The sequence below is a fragment of the Clostridium sp. CTA-5 genome (assembly GCF_054768135.1).
On sequence record NZ_BAAAAT010000011.1, the window covers coordinates 39,862 to 52,379 of the forward strand.

11 protein-coding genes are annotated in these 12,518 nt (G+C 25.5%); 9 read left to right on the forward strand and 2 right to left on the reverse strand.

Annotated elements, in window-relative coordinates:
• The first annotated feature begins 13 nt into the window (after positions 1 to 13).
• The 7 genes from ispE (at position 14) to rho (ending at position 8,024) form a co-directional block, all read left to right on the forward strand.
• Entirely contained in the window at positions 14 to 856 is an 843-nt protein-coding gene (gene ispE, locus ACYUET_RS16080; protein ID WP_460281322.1) for a 4-(cytidine 5'-diphospho)-2-C-methyl-D-erythritol kinase, read from the forward strand.
• Between the two features lie 72 nt (positions 857 to 928).
• A complete protein-coding gene (gene spoIIR / locus ACYUET_RS16085) occupies positions 929 to 1,579 on the forward strand; it encodes a stage II sporulation protein R (RefSeq protein ID WP_460281324.1) in 651 nt (216 codons plus the stop codon).
• A 195-nt stretch (positions 1,580 to 1,774) separates the two neighbouring features.
• Entirely contained in the window at positions 1,775 to 2,767 is a 993-nt protein-coding gene (locus ACYUET_RS16090) for a tRNA 4-thiouridine(8) synthase ThiI (protein WP_460281326.1), read from the forward strand.
• A 16-nt stretch (positions 2,768 to 2,783) separates the two neighbouring features.
• Positions 2,784 to 3,203 (forward strand): YwiB family protein, encoded by a 420-nt coding sequence (locus ACYUET_RS16095; protein WP_460281327.1) that lies wholly within the window; start codon positions 2,784 to 2,786, stop codon positions 3,201 to 3,203.
• 414 nt (positions 3,204 to 3,617) lie between these two features.
• Positions 3,618 to 3,929, forward strand: a complete 312-nt coding sequence (locus tag ACYUET_RS16100) for a hypothetical protein (protein ID WP_460281328.1) — start codon at positions 3,618 to 3,620, stop codon at positions 3,927 to 3,929.
• A 156-nt stretch (positions 3,930 to 4,085) separates the two neighbouring features.
• Positions 4,086 to 5,687 carry a CTP synthase gene (locus ACYUET_RS16105; protein ID WP_460281329.1) on the forward strand — a complete coding sequence of 534 codons (1,602 nt, stop codon included), beginning with the start codon at positions 4,086 to 4,088 and terminating at the stop codon, positions 5,685 to 5,687.
• 894 nt (positions 5,688 to 6,581) lie between these two features.
• A complete protein-coding gene (rho, locus tag ACYUET_RS16110) occupies positions 6,582 to 8,024 on the forward strand; it encodes a transcription termination factor Rho (RefSeq protein ID WP_460281330.1) in 1,443 nt (480 codons plus the stop codon).
• 40 nt (positions 8,025 to 8,064) lie between these two features.
• Here rho and ACYUET_RS16115 read toward each other — a convergent pair whose 3' ends face one another.
• Positions 8,065 to 9,171, reverse strand: coding sequence for an MGDG synthase family glycosyltransferase (locus ACYUET_RS16115; protein WP_460281331.1), 1,107 nt, complete (start codon positions 9,169 to 9,171; stop codon positions 8,065 to 8,067).
• A 153-nt stretch (positions 9,172 to 9,324) separates the two neighbouring features.
• The gene (gene rpmE, locus ACYUET_RS16120) at positions 9,325 to 9,534 is read right to left on the reverse strand and encodes a 50S ribosomal protein L31 (protein WP_460281332.1); all 210 of its coding nucleotides are present in this window, start codon (positions 9,532 to 9,534) and stop codon (positions 9,325 to 9,327) included.
• 452 nt (positions 9,535 to 9,986) lie between these two features.
• On the opposite strand from rpmE, the gene ACYUET_RS16125 reads away from it, so the two are divergent.
• Both ACYUET_RS16125 and prmC read left to right on the forward strand, forming a co-directional pair.
• Entirely contained in the window at positions 9,987 to 10,613 is a 627-nt protein-coding gene (locus ACYUET_RS16125) for a thymidine kinase (protein ID WP_460281333.1), read from the forward strand.
• Positions 10,613 to 12,376, forward strand: a complete 1,764-nt coding sequence (gene prmC, locus ACYUET_RS16130; RefSeq protein ID WP_460281334.1) for a peptide chain release factor N(5)-glutamine methyltransferase — start codon at positions 10,613 to 10,615, stop codon at positions 12,374 to 12,376. The genes ACYUET_RS16125 and prmC overlap by 1 nt, the downstream gene beginning before the upstream one ends.
• Positions 12,377 to 12,518 lie beyond the last annotated feature (142 nt).

Consider the following 12,518-nt stretch of genomic DNA (forward strand, 5'->3'; position numbering starts at 1 on the left):
AGGATAAGGGAAGATGGAGATTAAGGCTTATGCCAAGATAAATATTGCCTTAGATGTTATTGGAAAAAGAGAAGATGGCTATCATTTATTAAAAATGATAATGCAAAACATAGATTTATATGATATAGTTCAAATAGAAAAAATTGCTTCAGGAATAACATTAAAATGTAACAAAAGTTATGTACCTACAGATGAAAGAAATTTAGCTTATAAAGCAGCTAAACTATTTAAAGATGTATATAATATAGAAAGTGGAGTACATATAAATTTAGAAAAAAATATTCCTGTTTCTGCTGGATTAGCAGGGGGAAGTACTGATGCTGCGGCAGTGTTAAAAATTATGAATAAACTTTTTAATATAAATGCATCTGAAAATGAGTTGATGGAATTAGGTTTAAAATTAGGTGCAGATGTACCGTATTGTATTACAGGTGGAACTGCATTGTGTGAAGGAATTGGAGAAAAAGTTACTAAAATAAAACCATTTAAAGATAAAATTTTGATTTTAGTAAAACCACCATTTGGAGTATCAACTAAAGAAGTATATAAAGCGTTTGATTTATCAAAAGTTATTTTCCATCCTAAAACAGAGGAATTAATTTTAAATATGGGGAATAATAATCTTAATTTTGTTGCAAATAATATGAAAAATTTATTAGAAAATGTAACTTTAGGCAGACATAGAGTTATATCAACAATTAAAGATGAAATAAAAGAGTGTGGTGCTATAGGTAGTATGATGAGTGGAAGTGGCCCGACTGTTTTTGGATTTTTTGATGATATGTTAAAAGCACAAAGATGCTATGATAAAATGAAAGAAAAATACTTAGATGTTTTTATAACTAGAACAATTTAATTTTTATTAATTATATTATGTATAAACTTTCCCTTAAGTGGTAAGAATTTTAGCTACAAGGGGGAATTGATTATGAGTATAATAAAGAAGTTGAATTTTTTAATGATAATAGTTATATTTTTTAGTTTATTTAGTGGGTGTACAAGTCTAACTAGTAATATTCAAATAGGAGAAAATAAAACATTAAATTATGAAGAAGTAAAAAATTCTTTAATAAGATTTCATGTTATAGCAAATAGTAATTCTGATGAGGATCAGAAATTAAAATTAAAAATTAGAGATAAAGTTATAGATTACTTATATCCATCTTTAAATGATTCTAGTTCTCTTGAAGAATCAAGAGAATTAATAGAAGATAATATGGATAAAGTTAAAGAAATTGCTGAAACTGTAATAAATGATAACAATTATAATTATAAAGTAAAAGTTGAATTATCTAGAGAGAATTTTCCGGAGAAATCATATGGGAATATAATTTTACCACAAGGAAATTATGAAGCCTTCAGAATAATAATAGGAGAAGGTGAAGGTAGAAATTGGTGGTGTGTAATGTTTCCACCTTTATGTTTCGTAGATGAATCTAAAGCGCAAGTTCAATATGAAAAAACAGAAAATAAAATTAATGAAGAAATTAATAGAGAAAATAATAAAAATAAAGAAAATAATAACTCAAAAATAAAATTAAAGTTTAAGACAGTAGAGGTATTAAAGAATTTATTTTAACGAATAAGGTTCTAAGTATTAGATATAAGGCACATTCAAAAAAATAATAGACTGGTATGATCGTCTATTTGATCTATTATTTTATGTGCTTAAGTAATTTTTATTTGATGCTTAGAATTTATTATCTTAATATTAATAATAAATCTTTAATGTTATTCTAGTGTTAAATTGAAGTATTATAGGAGGACTACTAACATGACAAGAGCGTTAGCAATGATATCAGGTGGACTTGATAGTATATTAGCAGCAAAGTTAATTAAAGATCAAGGAATAGAAGTAATAGGAATTTGTTTTAGATCTTATTTTTTTAATGAAACAAATGCGATAAGAATGACTGAACAAATAGGAATAAAATTAGAAGTTGTAGATTTTTCAAAAGAACATTTTGAAATGGTTAAAAATCCAGAACATGGTTGGGGAAAAAATATGAACCCATGTATAGATTGTCATTCTATGATGATGAAGTACTCAGGAGAATTGTTAGAAAAATTTAATGCTGATTTTATTATTACTGGCGAAGTATTAAATCAAAGACCAATGTCACAAAATAGACAAGCGTTAAATGTAGTAAAGAAGCAATCAGGATATTCAGATAAAATATTAAGACCTTTATGTGCTCAAAATTTAGAAGCAACACAAATGGAACTTGACGGACTAGTAGATAGAGAAAAATTACTTAAAATTTCAGGTAGAAGCAGAACAATTCAGATGGAATTAGCAGAAAAATGGGGTATAAAAGATTATCCTTCACCAGCAGGTGGATGTAAATTAACTGAACCTAATTATTCTATAAGATTAAAAGAAATTATTGAAAGAAAAGATAATATTACTGAGAGAGACATAAATCTTTTAAAGTATGGTAGACATTTTGTTACACCAAATAAAACAAAAATTATAGTTACAAGAGATAGTTCTGAAGCACAAGAATTAAAAAATATATTAACTAAAAAAGATTTATTATTTTTCACATCTAACTTTAATGGGGCTATGGTTATAATTCCAGAAGGTAATAATCCAACACAAGAGGATTTAACTTTAGCTTGTAGATTTGCTGTTAGATACAGTAAGGGAAAAGATGAAAAAGATGTAGAAGTGAAATATGGTTATGTATCAACAGATTTTAAAGATTTTAAGAGTGTTAATTCAGTAACACAAGAAGAACTTGAAAAGTATAATTTAAATAACTAATAAATAGGAGGATAATATGAAGAAAAAAGCAATTATTGCTATTAAAAGTAATGCTTTATCAGATAATGATGATTTAATTGAAGTCGTATCTCCAGGTGAGTTTTATATAGAGGAATCTACTTTTAGAGTTGAGTACGATGAAACTGAAATTTCAGGTATGGAAGGTACTAGAACTATACTAATTATTAGAGATAAATCATTTACATTAGAAAGAGAAGGGTCTACAACAACTAAGATGGATTTCAAAATTAGGCAAAAGACTGCATCATTATATAAAACTCCTTATGGTATTCTTAAACTTGATATTGATACTAAGAAGTTAAATATAGATGTAAATGAAGATGGCGGAAAAATAGAGGTTAATTATTTGATGACAATGGAAGGTCAGCCGCCTATTAATACTCAATTATCTGTGGATATAAAAGCAAATAATTAAAAAGTTATATCAATAAACAAACTTTATTGGAAATTATATATATTGTAATAAGAATTATTCAATAGATTAAAGAAATGCATAATATTTTGTTGATTGTAATTCATAATTTAGTAATTTTACATATGTATTAAAAATTATTTTAATAAGGTACATGAAATAAAATAATAGATCGAAGAAGCATTGTATATTTTGTGTCAGACAAGGAAGTAGATTTAGTTAATAGTAATCTATTAGCTAAATTTGCTTATGTAGAATCACATAAAATAGATGAGCATAACTGGTTTATTATTTTTTTTGAATGTGTCTAAAATTTATTTAGGAAGAGTATAGTATTTAATTCTATACTCTTTTTATTTTTTTATATAGATTATAATTTGAAAAATATGTAAATAATTAAATAAGGAGGTAATAATTATGAGGAATCAGATTAAATATATAAGAGTTTTAAATGCATTATGTGATTATTATGGAATTGATAAAGAAGGATTAATTGAAATACTAAAGGAAAGAGAAAATAAATACTTATTATTATTGTTATTAAAAAATTATAGTTGCTTAGAACATGAAAGTGCTATGGAAATATTAAGAGTAAAAACTCAAAAAAGTGTTAAAAATAATATAAAATCTGCAGAAGAAAAATTATTGATAAATAGAAATTTTAGAGAAAAATATTTTGAAATTCAGGATAATATAGATATGATAGAAAAGGCAAAAAAAATAAATTAAAAAAAAGCTAGTCAATAACATAATTATATGATATTATATTGCTTATGTTATTTCAGCACAAAAAGACCCATAGTATATTTAATGGGTGGAATTTTATTATATCATTTAAGGAATATAAAGTCAATATAAAATAAATTTTTTTTAGGGAGGACAACAATGAATACTAAATATATTTTTGTTACTGGTGGAGTTGTATCATCATTAGGAAAGGGTATAACAGCGGCATCTCTTGGTAGATTATTAAAAAATAGAGGTTTAAAAGTTTCTATACAAAAATTTGATCCTTATTTAAATTTCGATCCAGGAACTATGAGCCCTTACCAACATGGAGAAGTTTTTGTAACTGATGATGGAGCGGAAACAGACTTAGATTTAGGACATTATGAAAGATTTATTGATGAAAATTTAACTAAAAATTCAAATGTTACAACAGGTAAAATATATTGGTCAGTTATTTCAAAAGAGAGAAAAGGAGAGTATCTTGGAGGAACAGTTCAAGTTATTCCACATATAACTAATGCGATAAAAGATAGAGTGTATAGAGTCGGAAAAGAAAAAGATATTGATGTTGTTATAACTGAAATAGGAGGAACTGTTGGTGACATAGAATCACAACCTTTCCTAGAAGCAATAAGACAAATTAAAGGTGATGTTGGCAGTGAAAATGTATGTTTTATTCATGTAACATTAGTTCCTTTCTTAGGAAAAGCAGGTGAATTAAAAACTAAACCTACACAACATTCAGTTAAGGAATTAAGAAGTATCGGTATACAACCAGATATAATAGTTTGCAGAAGTGAAAAAAGTTTATCAGATGATATAAAAAGGAAAATAGGATTATTTTGTAATATAGATGGAAATTCTGTAATTCAAAATTTAGATGCTGAAAATCTTTATGAAGTGCCATTAATGTTGCATGAAGAAGGATTAGATAATCTTGTTTGTGAGAGATTACATTTGGGATGTAAAGATATAGATAATTTAGAATGGATCCAAATGGTAGAACATATAAAAAATCTTAAAAATAATGTTAAGATTGCTTTAGTTGGTAAATATGTTGAATTGCATGATGCGTACATATCAGTTGTGGAAGCATTAAATCATGGTGGATATGCTAATGATACAAATGTAGAAATAAAATGGGTTAATTCTGTTGATATTGAAGAAGGAGATGTGAATAAAATTCTTTCAGATGTAGATGGAATATTAGTGCCAGGTGGATTTGGAGACAGAGGTGTAGAAGGTAAGATTGAAGCAATAAGATGGGCAAGAGAAAATAAGAAGCCATTTTTAGGAATATGCTTAGGAATGCAATGTTCAGTTATTGAATATGCAAGAAATGTATTAGGATATGAAGGGGCTAATAGTTCTGAAATAGATCCAGATACAAAATATCCTGTAATAGACTTAATGCCAGAACAAAAGGATGTAGAAGAAATGGGAGGAACTATGAGACTTGGAGTATATCCATGTAAATTAGAGGAAAATTCTAATTCTTCAGAACTATATAAAGATGAACTTATTTATGAAAGACATAGACATAGATATGAATTTAATAATGAATTCAGAAAACAAATAGTTGAATCAGGTATGAATATAGTTGGAACTAGTCCAGATGGTAGATTAGTTGAAATTGTTGAGGTTGAAGATCACCCTTGGTATGTTGCTGTACAGTTCCATCCAGAATTAAAATCAAGACCTAATAAACCACATCCATTATTTAAAGGGTTTATTTCAGCAGCTTTAAATGAAAAATAAGTCTAGATTAAAAAAGTTTTCCTTAATAATAAGGGAAACTTTTTTATTCTTTAGGACATTATATTTTTAAAAATCTGTGGATAACTTAGATTATATTATTGCTTAAAGATTAAGAAATAAAACCTAAAAGAATAAAAAATAATCATATGCCGCACCATTATTCCTGCACTACGTTTGGAAAGGGTGCATGGCTAAAAAAAATCGACGCTCCACAGTCGCTTAGCGATTTTTTTATTCTTTAGGAATTTATATTTTTGTCTTATTGTTAGAAAATAAAATCTAAATAACCAAAAAGGAAAACATATTTATTAAATCAATGTTAACAATACTTAAAAGTTTTAATATTTAATATATTGTAGTTATAATAGTAAATAAAAACATTTACTATTATAAAAAAAGGACTTATAATAAAACTAAATCTTTATTTATTATAAAGTTCTATATAAGAAAAGTTTTAAAATATTTTTCTTGGATATAATAATTTATATAAGACTTAAAAAATTAAAGTTTTTTATACATAATATATTATAAAACAATAATCAATAAAAGAATTATGCATATCTTAATTTTAAAATCTTAATAAAATTCCCTAATTTTTAAAATTGGCAACCAAAATAAATTCACAATGAATAAAGAAAATTAAAAAATCTTTAGTATTTTAAAAAAGATATATTGGAAAATTAAAAGGGCTTTATTTTCAAGCTTTTAATTGTAATTATTAATTGAGAATATATAAAGTTAAAAAGTTTTTAAGTGATTTTATCATAATTGCTTATTATAAGTTTTTACTTATTGTGAATTTTCAATTAAAAAATATGTGTATATAAGTTTAGAATTAAGACTGTCGTTTATAGGATAGATTATGTATTAATTAATTTGAATGGAGGTGCTAGCTTGACAAAGCAAGTATATGAAGAAATGACTTTAAGTCAGTTAAAAGAAGTTGCTAAGAATTTAGAGATAAAAAATATATCTAAATATAAAAAGAGTGATTTAATAGAAAAAATTTTAGAAAAATCCCCTAATTCTGTAGAGAAAGAAGGGAAAATTTTAAGAGAAAAAATAGCACCTAAAGTATATAAGGAAGAAAGAACTAATGTAACTACAAATAATACTTTAGGTAACAAGGAAAATGTAAATAATAATAATTACAATAGAAATGTAGAACATGAAGATAATGCTTTAAAACAAGAAAAATTAAAGAGTATGATTAATGAATCAAATACAGCTAAGGGTATTTTAGAAATATTAGAAAATAATAATTTTGGATTTTTAAGATGTAAAAATTATTTAACAAGCAGTGAAGATATTTATGTATCTCCATCTCAAATAAGAAGATTTAATTTGAGAACTGGTGATGAAGTAGAAGGAAAAGTTAGAGAAGCAAAAGAAGGAGAAAAGTTTAAAGCTCTTTTATATGTTCAAAAAGTAAATGGAGAAGAACCAGAAAAAGCAATAGGAAGAAAATATTTTGAAACATTAACTCCTATATATCCTAAAGAAAGATTGATGTTAGAAACTTCTGATGAAGGCGATTTATCATCAAGATTAATGGATATAGTTTGTCCTATAGGAAAAGGTCAAAGAGGTATTATAGTCGCACCACCAAAGGCTGGTAAAACCACTTTGTTAAAAAAAGTAGCTCAAAACATATCTTTAAATTATCCGGAAATAAAGTTAATAGTATTGCTTATTGATGAAAGACCTGAAGAAGTTACAGATATGATTAGATCTATAAATGGAGATGTAATATACTCAACATTTGATGAAGAACCTCAAAATCATGCGAAAGTATCAAGAATGGTTTTAGAAAGAGCTAAAAGAATGGTAGAGCAAGGTAAAGATGTTGTTATACTTATGGATAGTTTAACTAGATTATCTAGAGCTTATAATTTAACTATAACTCCAACAGGAAGAACATTATCAGGGGGATTAGATCCAGGAGCTTTAATAATGCCTAAGAAATTTTTTGGAGCGGCAAGAAATATTGAAGAAGGAGGTAGTTTAACAATTTTAGCAACTGCATTAATTGAAACAGGTTCAAGAATGGATGATATGATATTTGAAGAATTTAAAGGAACAGGAAATATGGAAGTTCATCTAGATAGAAAATTACAAGAAAGAAGAATTTTCCCAGCTATTGATATTTATAAATCAGGAACTAGAAAAGAAAATCTTATTTTTTCTAAAGAAGAACAGGAAGTAGCATATAAAATAAGAAGAGTTATGTATAAGGATGGAAATATAGAAGAGGTTACAGAAAATCTTATAAATATGTTATCTAAGACTTCAAATAATAAAGAGTTTATTAATATGTTTAAAAAAAGCGGTATATAATAAAAATAATTAGGATATATACTATAATTGTGTATATATCCTAATTATTTTTTATTAAGTTTTCCCCAATAGTAACAATGTCATCTACACTATATGTGGATGATAATTCTTTTAATTTATCTTTTATTATAGATAGTTTATTTCTGTCGCAGATTAAATTATCTATAACATCGTTAATTTTATTCAAATTATCTACAAGTATGGAACATCCACTATTAACTAAAAAATCGATATTTTCCATTTCCTGACCGGGAATAGCAAATGGAATTATTAAAGGAATATTTTTAACAATTGATTCTGTCACAGTTAATCCACCAGGTTTAGATATTATTACATCGCAATAATCCATTAATTCTGGAATATCTTTAGTAAAACCTAATATATGTAGTTTTTTATCATGGTATTTATTTGAATTACAATAATTTATTAAATATTTTTCTAATTTATTATTATTTCCGCATACAACAGTGATTCTTAACTTATGAGGACTTTTAAGCAATTCTTTTAATACAAAAGAAATCGTATTTAAACCAAGACTACCACTCATAAGTAATAAATTAAAGTAATCATCATTCTTTAAAGCTTTTAAAGAATGATTAGGTTCATAAAAAATTTTTTTTATAGGAATTCCTATTGGATATATTTTATCAGCTTCAATACCTTTATCTATTAATGATTGCTTTGTATATGAACTCCCTGTAATATATGCATCTACATCAGAGTCGATATAAGTATAGTGTGCTTTGAAATCAGTTACAATCATAATGTAAGGTATATTTAATCCTTGTTTTTTTAATGGTGTAACTATGTTAATTGAAAGAGCATGTGTAGCAATTATTAAATCAGGTTTAATATTATTTATTAGTTTTAAAAGTTTTCTTTTTGGAAAAAAGAAAATTAATTTTAGTATTTTATTAGTCATTTTATTATCTGTAAGATTATAAAACCAACCATAAAATTTAGGAAACTTTGATGCTAAAATTTCATAACCTACTACAATTAAATCATTTAAAAATTTACTACTTTTAAATAAAAAATCATGTTTTATAGTTTCGTATCCAGCATCTTCAAAAGATTGAGATACAGAATTTGCAGCTTGATTATGCCCTTGCCCTGTAGATGTTGTTAAGATTAAAATCTTTTTCACTTAATTTCACTCATTTCTACTATATTACATATAGAATAGTTTATCATGTTTATTAAAAAGTTTAAATATAATAAGCTATTTATGGGATTTTTTATTAAAATAAAAGATGTATAAAAAAGAAAATAGGAAAGACTAAGTCTTTCCTTAAATTTCCTATTTAGCATTAAGATTAAATCTCTTATTGAATTTATCAACTCTACCGCCAACATCAACGATTTTTTGCTTACCAGTGAAGAATGGGTGGCATTTAGAGCATATTTCAACTTTAAGTTCTTCTTTAACAGAACCAGTTGTGAAAGTGTTTCCACATGCGCACTTAACCACTGTATCGTTGTGGTATTCTGGATGTATGCCTTCTTTCATTTTTTTCACCTCTTCCAGTATATTAACTTTATGTTAACATGAAATAACTATTAAAGTATATCATAGTGAATTTTTATGGTCAATATAATTAATAAAAAATATAAATCAAGAAAATAAATGATTAAATTTATATTATTTTAACGTCTAGGAAACTATAGAATTTCTTAAAATTAAAAGGTTGATAAAATCTAAGGTGAATGAGATATTTTATGTCAATTTTCCATTGGAATGTGGCATAGCTACTTTGTTATTAAGTAAAATTATTTCTTTATCTTAAAATAATATATTTATATTCAAAGAGATTTATGGAATTAAAAACTTCTTTATTTAGGTAAGTATTAAATGCTATAATCGATTAAGACATATTCAAAAAAATAATAGATTAGTATAATATATCTTTAAAATATTATTTTTAATGTGTCTAAGATAGTCAATAAGGAGAGTAGTGAATTATGAGTAAGTTATATTTTAGATATGGAGCAATGAATTCGGGTAAATCTACTCATTTAATGCAAGTAGCCTATAATTATGAAGAACGTGGAATGAAGGTTATTGTAATAAAACCTTTGGTGGATAAAAAAGGAGGAGATAAATTATTATCTAGACTTGGAGTAGAAAGAAAAGTTGACTTCATGGTTTCAGAAGATGATAATATATTAAATTTAGTTATAGAATATTTAAATAGTAAATCTAGTATAGATTGTATATTGGTAGATGAAGTTCAATTTATGAAAGCAAAACAAATAGATCAATTATTTGAAATATCAGTTAGGTTAGATATACCTATAATATGTTATGGATTAAGAACAGATTTTAAAATGAATGGATTTGAAGGTAGTACAAGGCTACTATTAATCGCACATAGTATAGAAGAAATGAAAACTATATGTGCTTGTGGTAAAAAAGCTTTATTAAATGGAAGAAAGATTAATGGTAAATTTGTTTTTGAAGGAGAACAAATAGCAATAGATGAACAAGATGATATTCGTTATGAATCATTATGTGGAGATTGCTATTATAAATACAAACAAATATGTATTACTGATAAAAAAGATAATGAGAAAGCGTGTGTTGAGTAATGAAAAGATGTGAGGTTGGAGGTCAAGCTGTTATTGAAGGTGTTATGATGAGAGGCACTAAGGGGCTAGCTACTGCAGTAAGAACACTTAAAGGTAAGATAGAAATAAAAGTAGAAAAAATTAGTGCTATAACTAAAAAATATCCAATTTTAAATATCCCTTTTTTAAGAGGATTTTTTGTTTTATTTGATTCATTAAAATTAGGAATAAACTCATTAAATTATTCCGCTTCATTTTTTGATGAAGAAGATGATGAGCCATCAAAATTTGAAATTTGGATTAATGATAAGTTAGGTGAAAAAGCAAATAGTATAATTATGGGATTAACATTAATGTTTTCATTTTTTATATCTATTCTTCTTTTTATAATTTTGCCAACTAGTATGGCATCACTATTTAAGGGGATGAGTATATCTTATATAGGATTAAATCTTATCGAAGCTATTATAAGGATAGTAATATTGCTTGGATATATGTTTATAATAAGTAAGTTAAGTGATATATATAGAGTATTACAATATCATGGTGCAGAGCATAAAACTATATTTTGTTATGAAGCTATGGAAGATTTAACAGTAGAAAATGTTAAAAAATATCCAAGACTTCATCCTAGATGTGGAACAAATTTTTTATTTTTAGTAATGTTTGTTAGTATAGTAGTATTCTCATTTACAGGATGGGGAAGTTTTCTTGAAAGATTAGCTTTAAGAATTATATTAATTCCTGTAGTAACAGGTGTTACTTATGAAATAATAAAGTGGTTAGGAAAGAATAATAGTTCTTTATCAAAAATTATTGCATGGCCAGGAATGCAGTTACAATTTTTAACTACTAAAGAACCTGATGATAACCAAATTGAAGTTGCTATTGCAGCACTAAAAGCAGCAGAAGGAATTGAGGATATGAAAAAAAGTATTGGAGAATTAATTAATTTAGGAACAAATATTTTAAAGGATAATAGTGTAGATACAGCTAGATTAGATTCTGAATTATTGCTCGGAAGAGTATTAGATAAAGAAAGAATTTATTTAATAACACATAGAGAAGAATTAGTTAGCATATCTAATGAAAAAGAATATCTTAAATTAATCGATAAAAGAAAAGATAAAATGCCAGTTAAATATATTTTAAATGAATGTGAATTTATGGGACTTAATCTTTATGTTGAAGAAGGAGTGTTAATTCCTAGGGGAGACACTGAAATATTAGTTGAAGAAGTATTAAATAATATTAATGAAGATGAAGAAAAGGAAATATGTGATTTATGTTGTGGTTCTGGTGCTATTGGAATATCATTAGCTTATTTTAGAAGTAAAATAAATGTTGATTTAATAGATTATTATGAAACTCCAGAAAAAGTAACTTTAATTAATATTGAAAGATTTAATTTAAAAGATAGAATTTCATTTATAAGAAGTAACTTATTAGAAGAAGTAATATTACAAGAAAAAAAATATGATATTTTAGTTTCAAATCCACCTTATATTGAAGATGATGAAATAGAAGAACTAATGGATGATGTAAAGAAATATGAGCCACGTACTGCTTTAAGTGGAGGAACAGATGGGTTATATTTTTATAGAGAAATAATATCTAAAAGTAGTAAGGTATTAAAAAAAGATGGAATATTAGCATTTGAAATAGGATATAATCAAGGTAAGTCTGTAAAAATGCTTATGGAACAATTTAATTTTAAAGAAGTAAAAGTTATTAAAGATCTTGCTGGTTTGGATAGAGTAGTAATTGGCAAATTAAATAGTTAATATTTTATTAGGATGTCTATTTAAAAATGAAATTTAAAATTTGTATTTTTAAATAGACTTTTTACAAAGATATTATTTTGACACTTTAAAGTCTATATGATACTATCAATTAAATTAATAATAAGTAATTAATTTTTATGTA